Origin of the sequence: Streptomyces sp. NPDC007875 (assembly GCF_042868035.1) — a bacterium.
Classification (GTDB): domain Bacteria; phylum Actinomycetota; class Actinomycetes; order Streptomycetales; family Streptomycetaceae; genus Streptomyces; species Streptomyces antimycoticus.
In genome coordinates, this window is the sequence record NZ_JBIADZ010000001.1 from 146,170 (window position 1) to 167,861 (window position 21,692).

At 70.7% G+C, this 21,692-nt stretch carries 22 protein-coding genes, 5 tRNA genes and 1 pseudogene; 6 read left to right on the top strand and 22 right to left on the bottom strand.

Annotated elements, in window-relative coordinates; all coding sequences use genetic code 11:
- Nucleotides 1-53 precede the first annotated feature (53 nt).
- The 4 genes from coaD to ACFYOY_RS00650 all read right to left on the bottom strand — a co-directional run bounded on the left by coaD (nucleotide 54) and on the right by ACFYOY_RS00650 (nucleotide 5,399).
- The gene (coaD, locus tag ACFYOY_RS00635) at nucleotides 54-563 is read right to left on the bottom strand and encodes a pantetheine-phosphate adenylyltransferase (RefSeq protein WP_059144174.1); all 510 of its coding nucleotides are present in this window, start codon (nucleotides 561-563) and stop codon (nucleotides 54-56) included.
- On the bottom strand, nucleotides 560-1,147 hold the full coding sequence (gene rsmD, locus ACFYOY_RS00640; RefSeq protein ID WP_059144173.1) for a 16S rRNA (guanine(966)-N(2))-methyltransferase RsmD: 588 nt from the start codon (nucleotides 1,145-1,147) through the stop codon (nucleotides 560-562). The genes coaD and rsmD overlap by 4 nt, the downstream gene beginning before the upstream one ends.
- A 197-nt stretch (nucleotides 1,148-1,344) precedes the next feature.
- Complete coding sequence (gene recG, locus ACFYOY_RS00645; protein ID WP_351881028.1) at nucleotides 1,345-3,504, bottom strand: ATP-dependent DNA helicase RecG; 2,160 nt, start codon at nucleotides 3,502-3,504, stop codon at nucleotides 1,345-1,347.
- A gap of 128 nt (nucleotides 3,505-3,632) precedes the next feature.
- Nucleotides 3,633-5,399, bottom strand: coding sequence for a DAK2 domain-containing protein (locus ACFYOY_RS00650; protein ID WP_351880718.1), 1,767 nt, complete (start codon nucleotides 5,397-5,399; stop codon nucleotides 3,633-3,635).
- A gap of 265 nt (nucleotides 5,400-5,664) precedes the next feature.
- Between ACFYOY_RS00650 and rpmB the strand changes: the two genes are divergently transcribed.
- Nucleotides 5,665-5,850: a 50S ribosomal protein L28 gene (rpmB, locus tag ACFYOY_RS00655; protein WP_009714771.1), complete on the top strand. Its 186-nt coding sequence runs from the start codon at nucleotides 5,665-5,667 to the stop codon at nucleotides 5,848-5,850.
- A 111-nt stretch (nucleotides 5,851-5,961) separates the two neighbouring features.
- Here the strand turns inward: rpmB and thiD are convergent, their stop codons facing one another.
- Nucleotides 5,962-6,792 (bottom strand): bifunctional hydroxymethylpyrimidine kinase/phosphomethylpyrimidine kinase, encoded by an 831-nt coding sequence (gene thiD / locus ACFYOY_RS00660; protein ID WP_351880714.1) that lies wholly within the window; start codon nucleotides 6,790-6,792, stop codon nucleotides 5,962-5,964.
- 139 nt (nucleotides 6,793-6,931) lie between these two features.
- The gene (locus tag ACFYOY_RS00665; protein WP_078643951.1) at nucleotides 6,932-7,900 is read right to left on the bottom strand and encodes a thiamine-phosphate kinase; all 969 of its coding nucleotides are present in this window, start codon (nucleotides 7,898-7,900) and stop codon (nucleotides 6,932-6,934) included.
- Nucleotides 7,901-8,037: 137 nt separating this feature from the next.
- Here ACFYOY_RS00665 and ACFYOY_RS00670 point away from each other — a divergent pair, with 137 nt between their 5' ends.
- Together ACFYOY_RS00670 and ACFYOY_RS00675 are read left to right on the top strand one after the other, a co-directional pair.
- Nucleotides 8,038-8,271, top strand: a complete 234-nt coding sequence (locus ACFYOY_RS00670) for an Lrp/AsnC family transcriptional regulator (RefSeq protein ID WP_014055158.1) — start codon at nucleotides 8,038-8,040, stop codon at nucleotides 8,269-8,271.
- A 74-nt stretch (nucleotides 8,272-8,345) separates the two neighbouring features.
- Complete coding sequence (locus ACFYOY_RS00675; protein ID WP_351881025.1) at nucleotides 8,346-8,789, top strand: DUF3515 domain-containing protein; 444 nt, start codon at nucleotides 8,346-8,348, stop codon at nucleotides 8,787-8,789.
- Nucleotides 8,790-8,800: 11 nt separating this feature from the next.
- Here ACFYOY_RS00675 and ACFYOY_RS00680 read toward each other — a convergent pair whose 3' ends face one another.
- The 3 genes from ACFYOY_RS00680 to ACFYOY_RS00690 are packed head-to-tail and all read right to left on the bottom strand — an operon-like array spanning nucleotide 8,801 to nucleotide 11,770.
- A complete protein-coding gene (locus ACFYOY_RS00680; RefSeq protein ID WP_351880710.1) occupies nucleotides 8,801-9,973 on the bottom strand; it encodes a D-alanine--D-alanine ligase family protein in 1,173 nt (390 codons plus the stop codon).
- A gap of 34 nt (nucleotides 9,974-10,007) precedes the next feature.
- Nucleotides 10,008-11,009 carry an NAD(P)H-dependent glycerol-3-phosphate dehydrogenase gene (locus ACFYOY_RS00685; RefSeq protein WP_351880707.1) on the bottom strand — a complete coding sequence of 334 codons (1,002 nt, stop codon included), beginning with the start codon at nucleotides 11,007-11,009 and terminating at the stop codon, nucleotides 10,008-10,010.
- Complete coding sequence (locus ACFYOY_RS00690; RefSeq protein WP_388583962.1) at nucleotides 11,006-11,770, bottom strand: lysophospholipid acyltransferase family protein; 765 nt, start codon at nucleotides 11,768-11,770, stop codon at nucleotides 11,006-11,008. The genes ACFYOY_RS00685 and ACFYOY_RS00690 overlap by 4 nt, the downstream gene beginning before the upstream one ends.
- A gap of 171 nt (nucleotides 11,771-11,941) precedes the next feature.
- On the opposite strand from ACFYOY_RS00690, the pseudogene cofC reads away from it, so the two are divergent.
- Nucleotides 11,942-12,556 (top strand): annotated as a pseudogene (gene cofC, locus ACFYOY_RS00695) (2-phospho-L-lactate guanylyltransferase); the annotation flags it as partial.
- 290 nt (nucleotides 12,557-12,846) lie between these two features.
- Here the strand turns inward: cofC and ACFYOY_RS00700 are convergent.
- The 4 genes from ACFYOY_RS00700 to leuC all read right to left on the bottom strand — a co-directional run bounded on the left by ACFYOY_RS00700 (nucleotide 12,847) and on the right by leuC (nucleotide 15,945).
- Complete coding sequence (locus ACFYOY_RS00700) at nucleotides 12,847-13,419, bottom strand: HU family DNA-binding protein (protein ID WP_351880701.1); 573 nt, start codon at nucleotides 13,417-13,419, stop codon at nucleotides 12,847-12,849.
- A gap of 125 nt (nucleotides 13,420-13,544) precedes the next feature.
- The gene (locus tag ACFYOY_RS00705; RefSeq protein ID WP_014055151.1) at nucleotides 13,545-13,790 is read right to left on the bottom strand and encodes a hypothetical protein; all 246 of its coding nucleotides are present in this window, start codon (nucleotides 13,788-13,790) and stop codon (nucleotides 13,545-13,547) included.
- Between the two features lie 124 nt (nucleotides 13,791-13,914).
- Nucleotides 13,915-14,508: a 3-isopropylmalate dehydratase small subunit gene (gene leuD, locus ACFYOY_RS00710; protein ID WP_237516568.1), complete on the bottom strand. Its 594-nt coding sequence runs from the start codon at nucleotides 14,506-14,508 to the stop codon at nucleotides 13,915-13,917.
- Between the two features lie 6 nt (nucleotides 14,509-14,514).
- Nucleotides 14,515-15,945 (bottom strand): 3-isopropylmalate dehydratase large subunit, encoded by a 1,431-nt coding sequence (gene leuC, locus ACFYOY_RS00715; protein WP_388583966.1) that lies wholly within the window; start codon nucleotides 15,943-15,945, stop codon nucleotides 14,515-14,517.
- Nucleotides 15,946-16,087: 142 nt separating this feature from the next.
- Here leuC and ndgR point away from each other — a divergent pair, with 142 nt between their 5' ends.
- Nucleotides 16,088-16,804 carry an IclR family transcriptional regulator NdgR gene (gene ndgR / locus ACFYOY_RS00720; protein WP_030834082.1) on the top strand — a complete coding sequence of 239 codons (717 nt, stop codon included), beginning with the start codon at nucleotides 16,088-16,090 and terminating at the stop codon, nucleotides 16,802-16,804.
- A 21-nt stretch (nucleotides 16,805-16,825) separates the two neighbouring features.
- Here the strand turns inward: ndgR and ACFYOY_RS00725 are convergent, their stop codons facing one another.
- Entirely contained in the window at nucleotides 16,826-17,317 is a 492-nt protein-coding gene (locus ACFYOY_RS00725; RefSeq protein ID WP_351880694.1) for a DUF4188 domain-containing protein, read from the bottom strand.
- A gap of 94 nt (nucleotides 17,318-17,411) precedes the next feature.
- Here ACFYOY_RS00725 and ACFYOY_RS00730 point away from each other — a divergent pair, with 94 nt between their 5' ends.
- Nucleotides 17,412-18,053: a MerR family transcriptional regulator gene (locus ACFYOY_RS00730; RefSeq protein ID WP_351880691.1), complete on the top strand. Its 642-nt coding sequence runs from the start codon at nucleotides 17,412-17,414 to the stop codon at nucleotides 18,051-18,053.
- 53 nt (nucleotides 18,054-18,106) lie between these two features.
- On the opposite strand, the gene ACFYOY_RS00735 is transcribed toward ACFYOY_RS00730, so the two are convergent.
- The 8 genes from ACFYOY_RS00735 to ACFYOY_RS00770 form a co-directional block, all read right to left on the bottom strand.
- Nucleotides 18,107-18,182, bottom strand: a tRNA-Glu gene (locus tag ACFYOY_RS00735).
- A gap of 37 nt (nucleotides 18,183-18,219) precedes the next feature.
- A tRNA-Gln gene (locus ACFYOY_RS00740) sits at nucleotides 18,220-18,291 on the bottom strand.
- A gap of 13 nt (nucleotides 18,292-18,304) precedes the next feature.
- Nucleotides 18,305-18,377: transfer RNA gene (locus ACFYOY_RS00745), tRNA-Glu, on the bottom strand.
- A 31-nt stretch (nucleotides 18,378-18,408) separates the two neighbouring features.
- Nucleotides 18,409-18,481, bottom strand: a tRNA-Glu gene (locus ACFYOY_RS00750).
- Between the two features lie 47 nt (nucleotides 18,482-18,528).
- A tRNA-Gln gene (locus ACFYOY_RS00755) sits at nucleotides 18,529-18,600 on the bottom strand.
- Nucleotides 18,601-18,779: 179 nt separating this feature from the next.
- On the bottom strand, nucleotides 18,780-20,267 hold the full coding sequence (gene gltX, locus ACFYOY_RS00760) for a glutamate--tRNA ligase (protein WP_388583971.1): 1,488 nt from the start codon (nucleotides 20,265-20,267) through the stop codon (nucleotides 18,780-18,782).
- Complete coding sequence (locus ACFYOY_RS00765; protein ID WP_351880685.1) at nucleotides 20,260-21,051, bottom strand: fumarylacetoacetate hydrolase family protein; 792 nt, start codon at nucleotides 21,049-21,051, stop codon at nucleotides 20,260-20,262. The genes gltX and ACFYOY_RS00765 overlap by 8 nt, the downstream gene beginning before the upstream one ends.
- Before the next feature lie 121 nt (nucleotides 21,052-21,172).
- Nucleotides 21,173-21,388, bottom strand: coding sequence for a hypothetical protein (locus ACFYOY_RS00770; protein WP_351880682.1), 216 nt, complete (start codon nucleotides 21,386-21,388; stop codon nucleotides 21,173-21,175).
- Nucleotides 21,389-21,692: the final 304 nt, after the last annotated feature.

The window sequence follows — 21,692 nt, forward strand, 5'->3', positions numbered from 1 at the left end:
GACTGTACGGCGAGCGGACCGCTCCCGGACAGCCGCTGACGTCCCGTCAGCCGCTACTTCCGGCCGAGCCGCTCGGAGAGCGATTCCAGCACCACCGGGGGCACCAGGTGGGAGACGTCGCCGCCCCAGGCCGCGACCTCCTTGACCAGGCTGGAGGAGAGGAAGCTGTAGGTGGGATTGGTGGGCACGAACAGCGTCTCCACGCCGGAGAGGCCGTTGTTCATCTGGGCCATCTGCAGCTCGTAGTCGAAGTCGCTGACGGCCCGCAGCCCCTTGACGATCGCGGGGATGTCCCGCTGCTTGCAGAAGTCGACCAGAAGTCCATGGAACGCCTCTACCTTGACGTTTCCGTACTCCTCGGTGGTCTGGCGGAGGAGATCGATCCGCTCCTCCACCGTGAACAGGCCCTGCTTCGACTTGTTGATCATCACGGCGACGTGCACGACGTCATAGAGCTTGGAGGCACGGCCGATGATGTCGAGGTGTCCATTGGTGACGGGGTCGAACGACCCCGGGCAGACTGCGCGGCGCAACGGAAGTTCCTCGCTCTCGGATCCGGTCATGACGCGTTCTCGCACGTCGAGGCGGCGCGACCGTACCAAAGCGTGCCCTCGCCGTAGCGACGGGCCCGTAGCCCCTCGAATCCGGCAGGCCACACGAACTCCCCACCTCGTGTGCTCCGCTCAACGGTGGCCAGCGCGTCGGCCGCTAGCCAGCCATTCCCCAGGAGTGTGAGGAGGATCTCGCGGAGTTCGGCGTCGGTGACGGCATAGGGCGGGTCCAGAAAAACGACGTCGTACGGGCCGGTGACGGGGGCCTGTCCGGTGATGGTCTGTTCGGCCTTGCCGGTGCGCAGCTCCGCGCCCGGCAGTCCGAGCGCCCGGACGTTCTGACGGATCGTGCGGGCCGCCCGCGGGTCCGACTCGACCAGCAGCACATGGACGGCGCCGCGGGACAGCGCCTCCAGGCCGACCGCGCCGGAGCCGCCGTACAGGTCGAGGACGCGGGCCCCGTCCAGCGAGCCGAGCAGCGACTCCCAGGTGGAGAACAGGCCCTCGCGCGCCCGGTCCGAAGTGGGTCGGGTGCCGTTTCCCGGCGGCACGGCCAGGCGGCGTCCGCCGGCCGCTCCGGCGATCACGCGGGTCATGGGTCTTGGCAGTCCTTCGCGGTGGTCGGGGCTGCGGCGCGCCGCGCCCGTCCGGGCGGGGCCGCCGCACCTCCACGATATGGCGTACGGCGGCGGGCGGTGGCCGCGCGCTCCGTTCGCGGGGCCCGGCCCCGCCCGCAGCGCTCGTCCCGGCCCTCGTCTCGGCCCCTGTCCCGGCTCTTGTCTCAGCCCTTGCCTCAGCCCTTGTCGAGGTACTCCTCGCGCTCCTTGTCCAGCAGGGCGTCCAGCGCGGTGCGCAGCTCCGGATATCCGGTCAGCTCCGGGTCGTCGGCGACGATCGCGGCCGCCTCCTCCCGAGCAGCCGCGATGACCTCCTCGTCGTCGATGACGGCGAGGACCCGCAGCGAGGAGCGGACCCCGGACTGGGCCTGGCCGAGCACATCGCCCTCCCGGCGCTGCTCCAGGTCGATCCGGGACAGCTCGAAGCCGTCGAGCGTGGCCGCGACCGCGCCCAGCCGCGCCCGGGCGGGGCTGCCCTCGGGCATGTCGGTCACCAGCAGGCACAGCCCGGCGGCCGAGCCACGGCCGACGCGGCCGCGCAGCTGGTGCAGCTGGGAGACGCCGAACCGGTCGGCGTCCATGATCACCATGGCGGTGGCGTTGGGGACGTTGACACCGACCTCGATGACGGTCGTGGCGACCAGGACGTCCACCTCGCCCGCGGCGAAGCGGCGCATCACGTCGTCCTTGGCCTCGGGCTGCATCCGTCCGTGCAGCACCTCGACCCGCAGATCGCTCAGCGGCCCCTTGGTGAGCTGCTCGGCGACCTCGACGACGGCCAGGGGCGGGCGCTTCTCGGCCTCGTCCTCGGGGGACGGGCTCGCGGCGCCCTTGGGCGCGTCCCCGTCATCGCCGACGTCGTCCCCGATCCGCGGGCACACCACATACCCCTGGTGCCCGGCGGCCACCTCCTCGCGCACCCGCTCCCAGGCGCGGGTCAGGAAGTGCGGCTTGTCCTTGGCGGGCACCACATGGGAGGCGATCGGGGAGCGGCCCGAGGGCAGCTGGTCCAGGACGGAGGTCTCCAGGTCGCCGAAGACGGTCATGGCGACGGTGCGCGGGATCGGGGTGGCCGTCATCACCAGCAGATGCGGGGGCTGCTTGCCCTTGGAGCGCAGGGCGTCACGCTGCTCGACCCCGAAGCGGTGCTGCTCGTCGACGACCACCAGCCCCAGGTCGTGGAACTGGACCTTGTCCTCGATCAGGGCGTGGGTGCCGATCACGATCCCGGCCTCGCCGGTGACCAGGTCCAGCAGCGCCTGACGGCGGGCCGCGGCGCCCATGGAACCGGTGAGCAGCACCACCTTGGTGCCCTGCTCCGCGCCGCCGAGCATTCCTCCCTCGGCCAGCTCCCCCATCATCTCGGTGATCGAGCGGTGGTGCTGCTGGGCGAGCACCTCGGTGGGCGCGAGCATCGCCGCCTGTCCCCCGGCGTCCACGACGCCGAGCATCGCGCGCAGCGCGACCATGGTCTTGCCCGAGCCGACCTCGCCCTGGAGCAGCCGGTGCATGGGGTGGTCGGTGGCGAGGTCGGCGAAGATCTCCCCGCTGACCCGGCGCTGGCCCTCGGTGAGGGTGAAGGGCAGCCGGGCGTCGAAGGCGGTCAGCAGACCGTCCGGGACGGGCTTGCGGGGCGCCGCGGGCAGTTGGGCATCGGCCCGCCGCCGCCGGGCGAGCGCCACCTGCAGGACGAACGCCTCGTCCCACTTCAGGCGGTCCCGGGCCATCGCGATATCGGTCTTGGTGGCCGGTCGGTGGATCTTGCGCAGCGCCTCGGGGAGCGTGGCCAGCCCCCGGCCCTCGCGGAGGCTGTCGGGCAGCGGGTCGACGAGCCCGGCCAGCGCGGCCTCCTCGTGGCCGGCCGGGCCCAGCACGGTGTCGATGGCCTGCTGGATCTGCCAGGACTCCATCTGCTTGCACGCCGGGTAGAGCGGCAGCAGCTGATGGGCGAACGCCTCCACGGCCTCCGCGCCGCTCTCCGCGCCCAGCGTCTTGAACTCCGGGTGGGCCAGCTGCCGCTTGCGGTTGAAGACCGAGACCTTCCCGGCGAACATCGCGCGGGTGCCGGGCTGGAGCTCCGACCGTGGCTTGTGGACACCCTTGCCGAAGAAGACCAGCTGGAGACGGCCGCTGCCGTCGGTGATGGTGACCTCCAGCCGGCGGCCCCGGCCGCCGTTGAACGTGTGCACCCGGGCGTCGGCGACCTGCGCCACCACGGTCACATGCTCGTCCAGGGGCAGGTCGGACAGCCGGGTCAGCTCACCTCGCTCCGCGTACCGCCGCGGGTAGTGGTGCAGCAGATCGCCGACGGTGTGCAGGTCGAGATGGTCGGCCATCACCTTCGCGGTGTTGCCGCCCAGGACCTTCTTCAGTGGTTCATCCAGCACGGGCACGCGTCCATTGCACACCACGGGAGTGACAAAGCGGGTGACGAGCGGGGTGATTCAGCGGCCGGCCGCCGGTCTCATTCGATGCCTATGATCAGCGGCGCGATGGGCTGACCGCCGCGGTAGACGACCGTGTCGACGGCGAAGTGCCCCTCCCGCACATGCCGCTCCAGCCGTTCGGCGACCTCGTCCGGCAGGCCCGCGCCGAGCACCAGCGTGACCATCTCGCCGCCCGAGGCCAGCATCCGGTCCAGCACCGTCTCGGCGGTCGCGGCCAGCTCCGAGCCGATCACCGCCACATCGCCGTCGATCATGCCCAGGACGTCCCCGGCCTGGCACACCCCGGCCATGGTCCAGGACTGGCGTTCGGCGACGGCCAGTTCCGCGTAGCGGGTGGCGCCCGCGGCCGAGGTCATGGCGACCACGTCCTCGTCGAAGCTGCGGCCGGGCTCGTGGACGGCGAGCGCGGCGATGCCCTGGACGGCGGAGCGGGTGGGGATCACCGCGACCCGTACGCCCTCGGCGCGGGCCTGGGCCGCGGCCGCGGCGGCCGTGTGGCGCAGCTCGGTGTCGTTCGGCAGCAGCACGACCTCCCGGGCACCGGCCCGGCGGACCGCGTCGACCAGTTCACCGCTGCCGGGCGGCTCCCCGGGGCGGGTGGCGACCGCGGTCGCGCCCGCCTCGGCGCACAGCGCGGCCAGTCCGTCCCCGGGGACGACGGCGACCACGGCACGGCCCGCGCGCTCGGTACGCGGGGCGCCGGTGGGGCCCTTGGCGCCGGGCTGATCCGGCAGGACGACGACGGGGCCCGGCCGGTCCGGGCCTTCGGCGCCCGCCTTACGGACGGCGGCGCCGTCGAAGTGGGTGATCCGGATGCGGTACGGGCGCCCGGCCTGGATGCCCGCCTCCACGGCCGCCCCCGCGTCGTCCACATGGACGTGCACATTCCACAGGCCGTCGCCGCCGACGATCACCAAGGACTCGCCGAGGGTGTCCAGCCGCTCCCTCAGGGCGGCCACGGCCATGTCGCCCGCCTCCAGGAGGTAGATCACCTCGAAGGCGGGCCCGCCGTCCGCGGCGCCGTCGGCGGGACAGCCCGCGGGGTCCTGCCCATGCGTCCCAGCGGGTGCCAGGGCGTCACGCGTCAGGCCGTCACCGCGGGAGCGGACGGGTGCGAGCGCCGCGGGCGCCTCGCCCGACAGGGCCTCGGCGAGCCCGCCCAGGACCGTCACCAGGCCGTAGCCTCCCGCGTCGACCACCCCCGCGCGGGCGAGGACGTCGAGCTGGCCGGGGGTGGCCTGGAGCGCCGTCCGAGCGCCCTCGTAGGCGGCGCGGGCCACCGTGGCGGCGTCGCCCGTGGCGCGCTCCGCGCCCTCCGCGGCGGCCACGGCGACCGTAAGGACGGTGCCCTCGACGGGGTGGGCGACGGCCAGGTAGGCGAGGTCGGCCGCGCGCCGCAGCGCCAGCCGCAGCCCGTCCGCCTCGTCTGCGCCCGGACCTCCCTCCGCCGAGCCGTCGGCCAGGACGTCCGCCATGCCGCGCAGCAGCTGCGCCAGGATCGTGCCGGAGTTGCCCCGCGCGCCGATCAGGGCGCCATGGGCCATGGCGCGCACCACATCGGCGAGGGTGGGACGGGAGGCGGCGGCCGAGGCGGCATGGCCGTCGAAGGCGGCGTCGACGGCCCGGGCGGCGGACTCGACGGTCAGATACAGATTGGTGCCGGTGTCCCCGTCCGCGACCGGATAGACGTTGATCGCGTCGATGTCCGCGCGGGCCCGGCCCAGCGCGTCCAGCGCCAGCCCGCACCAGGTCCGTACCGCATCGGCGTCGAGCGTGTGCGGCACGTAACGTCCTCCTCGGAGGCTGCTGGGGCGGGGGCGGGCATCGCGTCACCGCAGGGTAGTCGCCGCCCTCGGCGGGTGCCGGGCCAGCCATGATAGTTTCGTTGTACGGGAGTGGCCGTTGTATGCTGCTCCGGTTGCCCGATGCGAATCGGGCCATTCCCCCCAGGCGCCGCCGATCCACCGCGATCCAGGCAACGTCCGGGGCATCCGTTCAGTGTCCTGTCTCCTCGCGGGAAGCGAGGGTGACCCGTCTTTGGAGTAACCCGTGGCTGCCAACTGCGACGTCTGCGGCAAGGGGCCGGGCTTCGGCAACAACATCTCGCACTCGCACCGCCGCACCCGCCGTCGTTGGAACCCCAACATCCAGACGGTGCGCGCTGTGGTCGGTCGTACCCCGAAGCGGCTCAACGTCTGCACCTCGTGCATCAAGGCCGGCAAGGTCTCGCGCTAGTCGTCTAGTCGCAACGGCCTCCCCGCGCAAGCGGGATCCGGTACGCCGAGGCCGGTCCACCATGGATGTGGACCGGCCTTTTCGTGTGCCCCTACGCACGCACTGCGCCCGTCATTCCCGCAACCACCCGTGGTCGACCGGGCCGATGCCCGCGCCCAGGGGGAAGCCCGCCGCGATGGCGCCCGTGACGTAGTCCTTGGCCGCCGTGACGGCCTGAGGGACCTCGTAGCCGCCCGCCAGATACGTGGCGATCGCCGCGGCGAGGGTGCATCCCGTGCCGTGCGTATGGCGGTTGTCGTGGCGGGGCGCCCGCAGCCAGTGCTCCTCGGTGCCGTCGGTGAGCAGATCCACCGCCTCGCCGCCGGGCAGATGGCCGCCCTTGATCAGCGCCCACCGCGGGCCGTGGCCCAGCACCGCCCCGGCCGCCCGCCGCTGATCGTCCTCCGACTCCACCCGGACGCCGGTGAGCTGAGTCACCTCGTCCAGGTTGGGCGTGGCGACGGTCGCGGTCGGCAGCAGCTTCGTACGGACCGCGTCGAGCGCCTCGGTGGCCAGCAGCGGATCGCCGTGCTTGGAGACCCCGACCGGATCGACGACCACCGGCGCGGGCAGATCGGCGAGCAGCGCGGCGACGGTCTCGACCAGTTCGGCGGTCGCCAGCATGCCGGTCTTGACCGCCTGGACGCCGATGTCGTCGGCCACGCTGCTGAACTGGGCCCGTACGGCCTCGGCAGGCAGCTCCCAGGCGCCCTGGACGCCCAGGGAGTTCTGCGCCGTCACCGCGGTGATCACGCTCATGCCATGGGCGCCCAGGGCCAGCATCGTCTTCAGGTCGGCCTGGATACCCGCACCGCCGCCGGAGTCCGATCCGGCGACGGTGAGGACGCGCACGGGCGCCGAGCCGTCATGGGAGGGGCGGGGGATGCGAGGAGGCAGGACCATGGGGCCGAATCTACTCGCCGCCCCCACGCCCCCGATGTCCCCCCTCGACGCCCTTACCGCCGACTCTGCTCCCTTGCCAACGACTCGACGCCCTTACGGCGGACTCGACGCTCTTACCGCCGACGCGGCTCCCCTACCGTCACTCGGCGCCCTCACCGTCGCCGAAGTGGTCCCAGCCCCCGTGGGCCCAGGGGGCCCCGTCCACCGTCACCTGGGGGAGCGCCGAGGGGTTCAGCACCTCGCCGATCACCTTCCAGCGGGCCGGCAGCTTGGCGTCGGGCGGGAAGGTGGCCACGATCGCGTGGTCCTCTCCCCCGCTGAGCACCCACTGCAGCGGATCCACGCCCACCGCCTGACCGATGTCCGACATCTGCGAGGGGACGTCGATGTCCCCCGAGCGCAGGTCGATGCGGACCTTGCTGGCCTCCGCGATATGCCCGAGGTCGGCCACCAGCCCGTCGCTCACATCGGTCATGGCGGTCGCGCCGAGCCCGGCGGCGGCGGGACCGGCGTGGTACGGCGGCTCCGGCCGGCGGTGCGCCTCGACGAAAGCCCGCGGCGAGCGGAAGCCGCGGGAGAGCACCGCGTGCCCGGCCGCCGACCAGCCCAGCCACCCGGTGACGGCGACAACGTCGCCGGGCTGGGCACCGGATCGGGTGACCGGCTCATGGTTGCGCAGATCGCCCAGGGCGGTGATGGCCACGGTGATGGTGTCCCCGCGCACCACATCACCGCCGACCACGGCCGCGCCCGCGACCTGGCATTCGTCGCGGATCCCGTCCATCAGCTCGGCCGGCCAGGTCACCGGCAGATCGGCAGGGACCACCAGGCCGAGCAGCAGCGCGGTCGGCACCGCGCCCATGGCCGCGATGTCGGCCAGGTTCTGGGCCGCGGCCTTACGGCCGACGTCATAGGCGGTGGACCAGTCCCTGCGGAAGTGCCTGCCCTCCAGCAGGACATCCGTACTGGCCACGACCCTCCGGTCGGGCGCGGCCACGACCGCGGCATCGTCACCGGGCCCCAACCTCACCGCCGGGGTGGTGGTGAGCCGGGAAGTGAGCTCTCTGATGAGCCCGAACTCCCCCAACTCGCCCACGGTGCCCTTCATCCCATCGCCCCTTCGTGCTCGTGGCCGCTTGCCCACCACGCCGCGCTCCCCGCGCGGGTCTCCCCGCGCCGCATGGCGACGCGGTACCGTGGCGTCCCTTCTCTCCACATGATCCTCGTAGCCGCCCTGGAGGTTCCGTGGTACAGGCGTACATCCTGATCCAAACCGAGGTCGGCAAGGCCTCGACCGTGGCCGACGTCATCGCCAAGCTCCCCGGGGTGATACAGGCGGAGGACGTCACGGGTCCCTACGACGTGATCGTCCGCGCCCAGGCCGACACGGTCGATGAGCTCGGCCGCATGGTGGTCGCGAAAGTCCAGCAAGTCGAAGGCATCACTCGAACCCTGACCTGCCCGGTCGTCCATCTCTAGCTCCCCCGTATGCTCGGCCGGTGAATTGCGCACACCGTAGTCTCACCCGACGTCTCGTTCCGCTCTCCGCCACCATGGCGCTGGCCCTGGTGCCGATAGCCGGTTGCACCTTCACCGGGGATTCCGACGACAGCGTGGCGCTCACGGTTCCCACGCCGTCCGCGCAGTCGACGGCGGTGTGCCGGGCGCTCCACAAGGAACTGCCCACCGCCGTGAACGGGCTGAAGCGGGGCACCGCCGAGCCCGCCTCGGACTACACAGCCGTGTGGGGGGACCCCGCCGTGCAGCTGCGCTGCGGGGTCCCCCGGCCGGGGGCCATGGGCTCCACGACCGAGTCGGCCGAGGTGAACGGCGTCGAGTGGCTGCCAGAGAAGCAAAAGGACGGCTACCGCTTCACCACCGTACTTCGCCGGGCGTATGTCGAGGTGACCGTGCCCGGGAAGTACGCCCCCGAGATCAACGCCCTGCTCGACCTCGCCAAGGCCGTCAAGAAGACGGTGCCCAAGGGCGTGGCCTAGGGGCCTGGGCCCTAGCGCAGCCCCGTCGAGCGACGCAGCGCGGCCTGCAGCAGCCGGTCCACCAGCTCGGGGTAGCTCACGCCGCTCTCCTGCCACATGCGCGGGTACATCGAGATCGGCGTGAAGCCGGGCATGGTGTTGATCTCGTTGATCACGAACTCGCCGTTGTCCAGCAGGAAGAAGTCGGCCCGGACCAGCCCCTCGCAGGACACCGCGTCGAAGGCGGCCACCGCGAGCTCCTGGACCCGCCGGGTCTGCTCCTCGGTGAGCGGCGCGGGCACGATACCGGCCGCCGAGTCGATGTACTTCGCCTCGAAGTCGTAGAAGGCGTGGGAGGAGACCGGCGGGATCTCGGCGGGCAGGCTGGCGCGCGGCCCGTCCTCGTACTCCAGCACCCCGCATTCGATCTCGCGGCCGTGCAGCAGCGCCTCCACGATGACCTTCGGGTCGTGGCGCCTGGCCTCCTCGATGGCCTCGTCCAGGTCCGCCGGGTCCTCGACCTTGGTGATGCCGATGGACGAGCCGGCCCGCGCGGGCTTCACGAAGAGCGGCCAGCCGTGCTCCGCGGCGAACTTTACGATCCTGCGGCGGGCGGCGGAAGGTTCCTGCTGCCACTCCCGGGGGCGGATCACCTCGTACGGGCCGACGGGCAGCCCGAAGGAGACGAACACCCGCTTCATGTACTCCTTGTCCATGCCCACGGCGGAGGCGAGCACCCCGGCGCCCACATACGGCACGCCGGACAGCTCCAGCAGCCCCTGCAGGGTGCCGTCCTCGCCGTACGGGCCGTGCAGCATGGGGAAGACGACGTCGACGTCGCCCAGCGCCTTGGGCACCGACCCCGGCTCGCTGTAGACGACCTCGCGGTTCCCCGGGTCGACCGGGAGGACGACCGAACCCTCGCCGGACTCGGCGAGCCGTTCGACGCTGGGCAGCTCGCGGTTGGCGATGGCCATCCGCTCGGGCTCGTCGGCGGTCAGCGCCCAACGGCCGTCAGCGGTGATGCCGATCGGCAGCACGTCGTACTTCTCGCGGTCGATGGCGCGCAGCACGGCGCCCGCGGTGACCACCGAGATGGCGTGCTCGGAGCTGCGGCCGCCGAAGACGACGGCGACGCGCGGCTTGTGCCGCTCGCCTCCGGAAGAAGCCGGGACAGGGCCTGAGGAAGGGGTCTGGCTGCTCATATCGCGTTGAGGTTACCTTGCGGTCCGCGCGGCGTCAGTGCCGCTCGGCCTTGGCGCTGCGGGACATCAGCTCTTTGAGTGCGACAAGCGGCTGTTTGCCGTCGTGCACGATCTCGACGACGGTCTCGGTGATGGGCATGTCGACGTCGAAGCGGCGGGCGAGATCCAGCACGGACTCGCACGACTTGACGCCCTCCGCGGTCTGCTTGGTGACCGCGATGGTCTCCTCCAGCGTCATCCCGCGCCCCAGGTTGGTGCCGAAGGTGTGGTTGCGGGAGAGCGGGGAGGAGCAGGTGGCGACGAGGTCGCCCATGCCCGCCAGGCCCGCGAAGGTGTGCGCGTCGGCGCCCATCGCCAGGCCCAGCCGGGTCGTTTCGGCGAGGCCGCGGGTGATGAGCGACGCCTTGGTGTTGTCACCGAGCCCCATGCCGTCGGCGATGCCCACGGCCAGCGCGATGACGTTCTTCACCGCGCCGCCCAGCTCACAGCCGACCACATCGGTGTTGGTGTACGGGCGGAAGTACGCGGTGTGGCAGGCGGTCTGGAGGCGGCGGGCCACGCTTTCGTCGGGGCAGGCCACCACGGAGGCGGCGGGCTGCCGGGCGGCGATCTCCTTGGCGAGGTTGGGCCCGGTGAGCACCGCGACGCGCTCCGCGGGCGCCTTGGCGACCTCCTGGACGACCTCGCTCATCCGCTTGGCCGTGCCGAGTTCGACGCCCTTCATCAGGGACACCAGCACGGTGTCACCGGCCAGCAGCGGGGCCCATTCGGAGAGGTTGCCGCGCAGCGTCTGGGAGGGCACGGAGAAGACGGTGAACTCCGCGCCGGCCGCGGCCTCGGCCGGGTCGGTGGTGGCTCGCACGCCCTCGGGGAGCCGCACCCCGGGAAAGTAGTCGGGATTGGTGCGGCCGGTGTTGATGGCCTCGACGACACCGGGCCGACGGCCCCACAGCGTCACCTCGCAGCCGGCGTCGGCGAGCACCATCGCGAAGGCGGTGCCCCAGGAGCCGGTGCCGAAGACGGCGCAGCGCGTCACTTGCTCTCCTCATCGGCCAGCGGGAGCGGCGGGCCGTCGGTGCTGGTGTTGGTGCTGGTGGGCCGGTCGTGCCGGTGAACGGGCGCCGGCTCTCCGCGCACCTCGGAGAGGAGGTCGGTGATGGCGTCCATGATGACGTCGGTGGCCGCCCGGAGAACCTCCGCGGTGGGTTCCTGGCCGTAGAACCCGGACAGGTCCACCGGTGGGCCGGCGAGCACCTTGAGGGTCTTGCGCGGGAAGAGGCGGACCCGCTTCTCCTTGGCGTACGGCGGCACGGCCTCGTTGGCGCCCCACTGGGCGACGGGGATGACGGGGGCCTTGGTGAGCAACGCCACCCGCGCCGCACCCGTCTTTCCGCGCATGGGCCACATGTCGGGGTCGCGGGTGAGGGTGCCCTCGGGATAGAAGGCCACGCACTCGCCCTTGTTGATGGCGTCCACGGCGGCCCGGAAGGCGTTGGCGGCGTCGGTGGACTCGCGGTAGACGGGGATCTGGCCGGTGCCGCGGAGCATGGAGCCCATGAAGCCGCCCCTGAAGAGGGCGGCCTTGGCGAGGAAGCGCGGCACCCTTCCGGTGTTGTACTGGAAGTGCGCGTAGGAGAGGGGGTCGAGATACGAGTTGTGATTGATCGCGGTGATAAATCCACCGTCGGCGGGAATGTGCTCCATTCCGTGCCAGTCCCGCTTGAACAGAACCACCAGCGGCGGTTTGCACAAGACCGCTGCCATGCGGTACCAGAAGCCGATTCTGCGGCCGGACACTCGGAACATCCTCTCTTGGACCCTGCTGACCTGCTGGCTTGCTGTCGTCCCCTGCAGCCGCACAAGTGTCGCTCCAGGCACCCTGTCTGTCGAGAACACCGTAACCCCGCACGTCTTCGGCGAGCCGGGCAGCAGGTCAGAATGAGGCCCGTGGGAAGAAACGGAGCCCCTGTGACCTGGACCCTCGTGGTGCCGCTGAAGCCCTTGTCACGGGCCAAGACCAGGCTCTCCGACGCCGCGGGGGACGGCCTCCGGGCCTCGCTCGCGCTGGCGTTCGCTCAGGACACGGTGGGTGCGGCGCTGGCGAGCCGGTGGGTGCGAGGGGTGACCGTCGTCACCGACGACCCGCTCGCCGGGCGTGAGCTGTCCGCCCTCGGCGCCCGGATCCTGCCCGACTCCCCGGGGCGCGGGCTGAACGCGGCGCTGGCGCACGGCGCCCTCGCCGTCCGCGGGGAGCGCCCGGGGGCCGCCGTGGCGGCGATGAACGCCGATCTCCCGGCCCTGCGGACCGTCGAGCTCGACCTGGTGCTCGAGGCCGCGTCCGGCTTCGCACGCGCCTTTCTGGCGGATGCCGCGGGGGTGGGCACGACGCTCCTCTCGGCGGCGCCCGGTGCCGATCTGGCGCCCGGCTTCGGGGGCCCCTCACGGGCCCGGCACCGGGCATCGGGGGCGCGGGAGATCGAGCTGGCGGGGGTGGACTCGGTGCGGCGCGACGTGGACACGGCCGCGGATCTGCACGCGGCGGTGGCCCTGGGCGTGGGCGCCCACACCAGGGCTAGGCTGGCGGACATGCAGGGAACCGCCTATACGTACGACCCCGAGACCCGCGCCGGCAGCGTGCTGCTCGACGACGGCACCCCGCTGCCGTTCGACACCGCGGCCTTCGACGCCGGGGGGCTGCGGATGCTGCGCCCGGGCCAGCGGGTGCGGATCGAGGTGGAGGGCGAGGGCGAGCAGCGCCGGGTCGTCTTCGTCACGCTGCAGACGTTCTGAGCACCGCGGACAGCACCGCGGGCCGGGCTCCCTCGGGGAGCCCGGCCCGGCGCGTGAACAGTGCGGCGCCTGTGCGCCGCCGGCTAGCGCTTCCTGGCGGTGGTCTTCTTCGTGGTGGTCTTACGGGCGCTCGTCTTGCGCGCCGGGGCCTTCTTCGCGGCGGCCTTGGCCGCCGTCTTCTTGGCCGTCGTCTTCTTGGCGGGGGCCTTCTTGGCGGCGGCCTTGGCCGGGGCCTTCTTGGCCGCCGCCTTCTTGGCCGTCGTCTTCTTCGCAGGAGCCTTCTTGGCGGTCGCCTTCTTGGCCGCGGCCTTCTTCGCCGCCACCTGGAGGCTGCCCTTGGGAGCCTTCTTCACGGCGACCTCACCGCCGCGCGGGAGCTTCTTGGAGCCGCTCACCAGGTCCTTGAACCCCTGGCCGGCACGGAAGCGGGGCACCGAGGTCTTCTTGACCCTCACGCGCTCCCCGGTCTGCGGGTTACGAGCGTACCGGGCGGGCCGTTCCACCTTCTCGAACGAACCAAAACCCGTGACTGAAACTCGCTCCCCGCCGACGACCGCCCGGACGATGGCGTCCAGAACTGCGTCGACGGCTTCGGCGGCCTGCTGACGGCCGCCGACCTTGTCGGCAATCGCTTCTACGAGCTGCGCCTTGTTCACGTCTTCCCCTTCGGAGACATTGCCGGAATCAATGTGTTCAAGCCTTTTCGCACGTTAGGCAGATATATACCGCAAATCAAACACGAAACGGGCTAATCACCCTTGTGCCGCAACACACTCGATCGTCACGGACTTCCGTCGGTGTCGGGATCTTGGGGGAAACGGCCCTCGTCGAGGTCGTTCATCAACCGCTCCAGACGCTTTGCCGCATCTGCGAGATCGTGTTTCGCCGCTGAGGTGATGACCAGCAGCTTCCGGGACAGCGCCATCCGTACGCCCTCCGGGACTTGCAGTGCGCGCACCCTTGCGTGCGCTTCCTTGAGCCGGTCGGCGACGATGCCGTAGAGCTCGAGTTGGCCGTCGCGTTCCATGCACTGATTGTGCCATCTGAGGCGAGTTGTCGCTTCACGGGGCCTCAACATGCCGATGCGCCGCCGGTCGAAGGACCGGCGGCGCATCTTGCCAAACCCGCTCTGTACAGGGAGAACCGGGGGGTCAGACCTCCACCGTGCTCGGCTTGAAGGAGGGACGACGCGCCTCGTACGCGGCGATGGATTCGTCCTCCCTGAGGGTGAGGCTGATGTCATCCAGCCCCTCCAGGAGTCGCCACCGGGCATTCTCGTCAAGCTCAAAATCAGCCGTGATGCCCTCGGCTCGAACCTGGCGGTCGACGAGGTCCACGGTGACCTCCGCTGCGGGGTCCGCCTCGACCAGCTTCCACAGCCGGTCCACGGTCTCCTGCGGCAGGACGACGGTCAGCAGCCCGTTCTTGAGGGAGTTGCCGCGGAAGATGTCGGCGAAGCGGGACGAGATGACCGCTTTGAAGCCGTAGTTCTGCAGCGCCCACACCGCGTGCTCGCGCGAGGAGCCGGTGCCGAAGTCGGGACCGGCCACCAGAACCGTTCCGCCCTTGTACTCGGCCGTGTTGAGCACGAACTCCGGGTCCTTGCGCCAGGCCTCGAAGAGTCCGTCCTCGAAGCCGTCGCGGGTGACCTTCTTGAGCCAGTGCGCCGGGATGATCTGGTCCGTGTCCACGTTGCTGCGGCGCAGCGGAACGGCCCGGCCGGTGTGCGTGGTGAATGCTTCCATGACTGCTCAGGCCCCCACAGGAGTCGATACGGCCGCGTCGGACAGATCGGCGGGCGAGGCCAGATGGCCCAGTACCGCGGTGGCGGCGGCGACCTGCGGCGAGACCAGATGGGTCCGGCCGCCCTTGCCCTGCCGGCCCTCGAAATTGCGGTTGGAGGTGGACGCGGAGCGCTCACCGGGCGCGAGCTGGTCGGGGTTCATGCCCAGGCACATCGAGCAGCCCGCGTGCCGCCACTCGGCGCCGGCGGCGGTGAACACCTTGTCCAGCCCCTCCTCGACGGCCTGCAGGGCGACCCGCACCGAGCCGGGGACCACCAACATCCGTACGCCGTCGGCCACCGAGCGGCCGGACAGCACCGAGGCCGCGGAGCGCAGATCCTCGATGCGGCCGTTGGTGCAGGAACCGACGAAGACCGTGTCCACCGCGATGTCGCGCAGCGGCTGACCTGCCGTCAGACCCATGTACTCCAGGGCCTTCTCGGCGGCGAACTGCTCGCTGGCGTCCTCGAAGGAGGCCGGGTCCGGGACCGACTCCGACAGCGGAGCTCCCTGGCCGGGGTTGGTGCCCCAGGTGACGAACGGGGCGAGTTCGGAGGCGTCGATGACGACCTCACGGTCGAAGACCGCGTCGTGGTCGGTGCGCAGGGTGCGCCAGTACGCGACGGCCGCGTCCCAGTCGTCGCCCTGGGGGGCGTGCGGGCGGCCCTCCAGATAGGCGAAGGTCGTCTCGTCCGGAGCGATCATGCCCGCACGGGCACCCGCCTCGATGGACATGTTGCACACGGTCATCCGGGCCTCCATCGAGAGCTTCTCGATGGCGGGGCCGCGGTACTCGAGCACATAGCCCTGGCCGCCGCCGGTGCCGATCTTCGCGATGATCGCCAGGATCAGGTCCTTGGCGGTGACGCTCTCGGGCAACTCGCCCTCGACGGTGATCGCCATGGTCTTGAACGGCGCGAGCGGCAGCGTCTGGGTCGCCAGCACATGTTCGACCTGGCTGGTGCCGATGCCGAACGCGAGCGCGCCGAAGGCGCCGTGGGTCGAGGTGTGGCTGTCACCGCAGACCACGGTCGTACCGGGCTGGGTCAGTCCCAGCTGCGGTCCCACCACGTGGACGACGCCCTGCTCGACATCGCCGAGCGGGTGCAGCCGGACACCGAACTCCGCGCAGTTCTTGCGCAGCGTCTCCAACTGGGCGCGGGAGACGGGGTCGGCGATCGGCTTGTCGATGTCGAGGGTGGGGGTGTTGTGGTCCTCTGTCGCGAGGGTGAGATCGGTACGACGGACCGTGCGGCCGGCCTTGCGCAGGCCGTCGAACGCCTGCGGGCTGGTCACCTCGTGCAGCAGGTGCAGATCGATGAAGAGCAGGTCAGGCTCGCCTTCGGCGTGCCGGACGACATGGTCGTCCCAGACCTTCTCCGCGAGTGTCCGTCCCATCGCATTCCCTCCGGCCGGCGCCAGTGCCGGCCCAGTTTGTCTCGACTGCGTGCCCTGGTCTGCGGGCCCGCCATTTACAGAGTGGCGGGTCTCCCGGGAAATTGAACTTGCGTTTCACACTGTGAGACGCGAGTATCGTCCCATGGACAACACTAGCGGCGTCGGCGTTCTCGACAAGGCGGCTCTGGTCCTGAGCGCCCTGGAGTCCGGCCCGGCCACCCTCGCCGGACTGGTCGGGGCGACCGGTCTCGCCCGCCCCACGGCACACCGGCTCGCGGTCGCACTCGAGCACCACCGGATGGTGGCACGCGACATGCAGGGACGCTTCATTCTGGGCCCCCGCCTGGCCGAGCTGGCAGCGGCGGCGGGCGAGGACCGGCTGCTCGCCACGGCCGGTCCCGTGCTCACCCATCTCCGGGATGTGACCGGCGAGAGTGCACAGCTCTACCGGCGCCAGGGAGACATGCGCATCTGTGTCGCCGCGGCCGAGCGGCTGTCCGGACTGCGGGACACCGTGCCGGTCGGCTCCACCCTCCCCATGAAGGCCGGCTCGGCCGCCCAGGTCCTGATGGCCTGGGAGGAGCCGGAGCGACTGCACCGCGGACTGCAGGGGGCCCGTTTCACCGCCACGGCCCTGTCGGGCGTACGACGGCGGGGCTGGGCCCAGTCGATCGGCGAGCGGGAGCCCGGCGTGGCGTCCGTCTCCGCGCCCGTGCGCGGCCCGTCCAACCGCGTGGTCGCCGCCGTCTCGGTCTCCGGACCGATCGAGCGGCTGACCCGCCACCCGGGCCGGATGCACGCCCAGGCCGTCATCGACGCGGCCGCCCGCCTGACCGACGCCCTCCGCCGAGGGAATTGATCATGCCGCGCCCGGGGGGGGTTACGCCCCCTTCAGCGCCAGCCGGTCGGCCGCGCGGTCACCGCGGCGGCCGACCGGGACGACCCCGGTGGCCTTGCCCAGGCCGAACGCCGGCATGTTGATGTAGATCGCCTCGTGCGCCCCGGCCGGTACGACATAGGTCTCGTGCCAGAAGCCGACCTTGCCCCGGCCCTCCCGCATCCGCCGGTTGAACGCCGCCCAGGCGGGACGGTGCTCCTTGTCCTGGGCCGACGCGTACTCCAGCAGCCGCTCGTGCGAGTCCCAGTACTGGACGACGTAGAGCACCCGGGGCGGGCCGAACAGCAGCTGATAGCCCAGCATCCCGCTCCCCTTGTCCCGCGACAGCTCGCGGAGCATCCGCGGCATCGCCTTGAAGACCGGCAGCCAGCTGCGCAGCGCGCGGAAGCGGTTGACGCGCATGCCGATCAGGAAGACGGTGACCTCCCCCTCGGCCTCGGCGGTCATACGGCCGGCGAACAGCTCGGTACCCATGGTGATCCCCTTGTCCCCGCATCGGGATAGTCTTGGATAGCGACACTATCCATTGCTTGGATAGTGCCACTCTCCAACGGAAGGTGCAACAGGGATGCGACTGGCGGAGCTCAGCGAGCGCAGCGGAGTGCCCACCGCGACGATCAAGTACTACCTGCGCGAGCGGCTGCTGCCGCCAGGAGAGCGGATCACCGCCACCAAGTCGGAGTACGGCGAGGAGCATCTGCGCCGACTGCGGCTGGTGCGCTCGCTGATCCAGGTCGGCCGGATGCCGGTGGCCACGGCGCGCGAGGTGCTGGAGGCCGCCGAGGACGAGTCGCTCAGCCAGAACGCCCGGATGGGGGCCGCGGTCTGGGCGCTGCCGCACGGCGCCGAGCCCGACGAGGACGATCCGCACGCGGCGCGGGCCCGGGAGCAGGTGGACACCGTGCTGCGCCGGATGGACTGGTCCTACGGCCAGGAGCTGGGCGACACCTCCCCCGCGTACCGGATGCTGGTGGCGGCCATCGCCTCGCTGGACCGCCTGGGATACCCCCATGACACCGAGCACCTTCTGGTGCACGCCCGGCTGGCGGGTGAACTGGCCGTCGCCGACCTGGACCTGGTGGAGACCTACGACACCCCGCCCGAGCGGATCGAGGCGGTGGTGGCGCTGACGGTGCTCTATGAGCCGGTGCTGCTCAGCCTGCGACGGCTCGCGCAAACCGAGGAATCCGGGCGCCGCTTCACGGAGTGACCCGTGACCAGGGCACGAAAAAGCCCCCCGCGCTGTCGCGGAGGGCTTTTCGCTGGTACCCCCGACCGGATTCGAACCGGCGCTACCGCCTTGAGAGGGCGGCGTGCTAGGCCGCTACACAACGGGGGCCTGAGTCAGCACATGCTACTGGACTTCATGTACCGCGCTGGGCTACCAGGACTCGAACCTAGACTAAATGAACCAGAATCACTCGTGCTGCCAATTACACCATAGCCCATGGTATAGACCAGTACCCCCGACCGGATTCGAACCGGCGCTACCGCCTTGAGAGGGCGGCGTGCTAGGCCGCTACACAACGGGGGCTCTAGCGATCTCCGTCTTGCGAAGAGATCCGTACCCCCGACCGGATTCGAACCGGCGCTACTGCCTTGAGAGGGCAGCGTGCTAGGCCGCTACACAACGGGGGCTTGGTCCTGCTTTGATCAAGAGATCCCGTCATTCGAGGGATCTCTTGCTGGGGTACCAGGACTCGAACCTAGACTAAGTGAACCAGAATCACTCGTGCTGCCAATTACACCATACCCCACCAAAACGCCACCCCCGTAAGGGGTTTTGTTTGGCTTGCGCCCCGGCCCGGCCTCTCGGCCCGCCCGTCCGGCGCAGGAAGAACATTACCCGATGGTGGACGGGCCACCAAAACGAGTAGCACCGCGAGTGGCGCCGCCTCACAGGCCCTCACGGGCGTGAGCGGCGCCCCGCGCCCCCCTATCCGGCCAGCTTCGCCAGCGCCGCGTCCACCCGGGCCAGCGTGCGCTCGCGCCCCAGGACCTCCAGGGACTCGAACAGCGGCAGCCCTACCGTGCGGCCGGTGACCGCGACCCGCAGCGGGGCCTGGGCCTTGCCCAGTTTGAGGCCGTGCTCCTCGCCGGCCGCGAGGACCGCGGCCTTCAGGGTCTCCGCGTCCCAGTCCGCCTCGGCGAGCCGGGTACGGACCGAGGCCAGGAGCGCGTCCGCGCCCGGCTTCATCGCCTTGGTCCAGGACGCCTCGTCCTGGACGGGCTCGTCGAGGAAGAGGAAGTCCACATTCGCGGTGATGTCGGCCAGGACCGTCAGCCGGGTCTGGGCCAGCGGGGCCAGCGCCGCGAAGGCGTCCGCGTCGAAGGCGTCCGGGGACCACGGCGCGTGCGGGGCCTTCAGCCAGGGCTCGCACGCCTCGATGAACGCCTTCACATCCAGCAGCCGGATGTGGTCCGCGTTGATCGCCTCGGCCTTCTTGAGGTCGAAACGCGCCGGGTTGGCGTTCACCCCCGAGATGTCGAACGCCTCGACCATCTCCGCCGGCGAGAAGACGTCCCGGTCGGCGGAGAGCGACCAGCCCAGCAGGGAGAGGTAGTTGAGCAGCCCCTCGGGGAGGAAGCCGCGCTCCCGGTAGAGGTTCAGCGAGGACTGCGGATCGCGCTTGGAGAGCTTCTTGTTGCCCTCGCCCATGACATACGGGAGATGGCCGAACGCGGGCACCGTGCCGGGGCCCACACCGATCTCGGCGAGCGCCCGGTAGAGCCCGATCTGCCGCGGGGTGGAGGAGAGCAGGTCCTCGCCGCGCAGCACATGCGTGATCTCCATCAGCGCGTCGTCCACGGGGTTGACGAGCGTGTAGAGGGGCGCGCCGTTGGCCCGCACGATGCCGTAGTCCGAGACGTTCTCGGGGGTGAAGGTCAGCTCACCGCGCACCAGGTCGGTGAAGATGATCGGCTCGTCCGGCATCCGGAAGCGCACGATCGAGACGCGCCCCTCGGCCTCGTACGCGGCGATCTGCTCGGCGGTCAGGGTGCGGCAGGTGCCGTCGTAGCCGGAGGGCCGGCCGGCCTTGCGGGCCGCCTCGCGGCGCTCCTCCAGCTCCTCGGCGGTGCAGTAGCAGCGGTAGGCGTGGCCCGCCTCCAGCAGCTTGTCCGCGACCTCGCGGTAGAGGTCCATCCGCTGCGACTGGCGGTAGGGCGCGTGCGGTCCGCCGACCTCGGGGCCCTCGTCCCAGTCGAAGCCCAGCCAGCGCATGGCGTCCAGCAGCTGGGTGTAGGACTCCTCGGAGTCGCGCGCGGCGTCGGTGTCCTCGATGCGGAACACCAGGGTGCCGCCGTGGTGACGGGCGAAGGCCCAGTTGAACAGGGCCGTGCGGACCAGGCCGACATGGGGGTTGCCGGTCGGCGAGGGACAGAAACGAACTCGCACGGGGGCGGAGGGGGATGCGCTAGCCACGCTTGATCACCTTGTTGGTGAGAGTGCCGATGCCTTCGATGGTGACGGCGACCTCGTCGCCGACGGAGAGCGGGCCGACGCCCGCCGGAGTGCCGGTGAGCACGACGTCGCCGGGGAGCAGCGTCATCGCCTCGGTGATGTGCACGATCAGATCCTCGATCGGGCGCACCATCTCGCTCGTCCGGCCGAGCTGACGCTGTTCACCGTTGACGGTGCACATGATGCCGAGATCGGCGGCGCGCGTCAGGTCGATATCGGTCTCCACCCAGGGGCCCAGCGGACAGGAGGCGTCGAAGCCCTTGGCCCGCGCCCACTGCTTCTCGCTCCGCTGGGCGTCGCGGGCCGTGATGTCGTTGCCGCAGGTGTAGCCGAGGATGACGTCCTTGACGCGCTCACGCGGAACCTCACGGCACATCCGTCCGATCACCACGGCCAGCTCGGCCTCGTAGTGCACCTCGGAGGAGAAGGAGGGATACGTGATGGGGTCGCCGGGGCCGATCACGGAGGTGGACGGCTTGAAGAAGACGACCGGGACGTCGGGGACCTCGTTACCCAGCTCCGCCGCGTGCTCGGCGTAGTTGCGCCCGATTCCGACGACCTTGTTCGGCAGGACGGGCGGCAGCAGCCGGACCTTGCTCAGCGGGACCTTCTGGCCCGAGCGCTCGAATTCGGCGAAGGGGTGGCCCTTGATGATGTCGATGACGGGGCCGTCCTGATCGGACGGCTCACCCTCCACCACGCCGAAGGCGACGTTGCCGTCGATGGAGAATCTGGCGATGCGCACGGGAAGCCTTGGCTCCTTGACTGAACTCGCTGGAGACTGACGCTCCAGGCTATCGCTCCGCGTCCCGCGCGCCGCCGTCCCGCCTGCCGGGAGTGGTGGCGTCCGCCACAGCCCCGGGGAATCAGTGGCCCGGGGCCTCGGTCAGCACGGTGCGCTTGGGGTTCGCGGTCCGGTTCGGCAGGTCGACGCGCTGCTCCGGCTGCTCCTCGGGCGCGGCCGACAGGTCGTCGGCGCCCTTGATGTCCTGGGCGTCCCCCAGCTCTTGGACGTCCTTGAGATGGGCCAGGGTGGTGCGCCGCGGGTTGGCTATGGAGTGGAACATCATCGTCGTCTTCACGTGGTTTACGCCTCGATCTTGTCGTCCGTACCGGCTATGTAAAGCGTCAGGCTAGAGGCGGCCTTGCCCATCGATTCGCAGGAAAAGTCACCGCCAGCATGTGATATTGCTCACGAATGATCAGGCAAAAGCCGCATAGGAGACAGTTACGCAATCGCCCTAAACGGACATCGCCTACCTGAACCCGACGTTCCGCTCTTGATCATCGCTAGCCGGACACTCGATTGCGACCTTCGATTCGTACACGAAAGTCCGTTATCGCCGACATGACTTTCTACGTCCCGTAATAAAGTCCGCACTGAGC

Bases quoted from the DNA above. Each gene is read 5' to 3' on its own strand.
- ACFYOY_RS00675 (WP_351881025.1), top strand. From the start codon at position 8,346: ATGGCGCTGGCCCTGGTGCCGATAGCCGGTTGCACCTTCACCGGGGAT.
- recG (WP_351881028.1), bottom strand. From the start codon at position 3,504: ATGGCCGACCATCTCGACCTGCACACCGTCGGCGATCTGCTGCACCAC.
- leuD (WP_237516568.1), bottom strand. From the start codon at position 14,508: ATGGAAGCATTCACCACGCACACCGGCCGGGCCGTTCCGCTGCGCCGC.
- ACFYOY_RS00680 (WP_351880710.1), bottom strand. From the start codon at position 9,973: ATGAGCAGCCAGACCCCTTCCTCAGGCCCTGTCCCGGCTTCTTCCGGA.
- ACFYOY_RS00665 (WP_078643951.1), bottom strand. From the start codon at position 7,900: ATGAAGGGCACCGTGGGCGAGTTGGGGGAGTTCGGGCTCATCAGAGAG.
- ACFYOY_RS00730 (WP_351880691.1), top strand. From the start codon at position 17,412: ATGCGACTGGCGGAGCTCAGCGAGCGCAGCGGAGTGCCCACCGCGACG.
- ACFYOY_RS00705 (WP_014055151.1), bottom strand. From the start codon at position 13,790: ATGGAACGCGACGGCCAACTCGAGCTCTACGGCATCGTCGCCGACCGG.
- thiD (WP_351880714.1), bottom strand. From the start codon at position 6,792: ATGGTCCTGCCTCCTCGCATCCCCCGCCCCTCCCATGACGGCTCGGCG.
- coaD (WP_059144174.1), bottom strand. From the start codon at position 563: ATGACCGGATCCGAGAGCGAGGAACTTCCGTTGCGCCGCGCAGTCTGC.
- ndgR (WP_030834082.1), top strand. From the start codon at position 16,088: ATGGACAACACTAGCGGCGTCGGCGTTCTCGACAAGGCGGCTCTGGTC.
- rsmD (WP_059144173.1), bottom strand. From the start codon at position 1,147: ATGACCCGCGTGATCGCCGGAGCGGCCGGCGGACGCCGCCTGGCCGTG.
- ACFYOY_RS00725 (WP_351880694.1), bottom strand. From the start codon at position 17,317: ATGGGTACCGAGCTGTTCGCCGGCCGTATGACCGCCGAGGCCGAGGGG.
- leuC (WP_388583966.1), bottom strand. From the start codon at position 15,945: ATGGGACGGACACTCGCGGAGAAGGTCTGGGACGACCATGTCGTCCGG.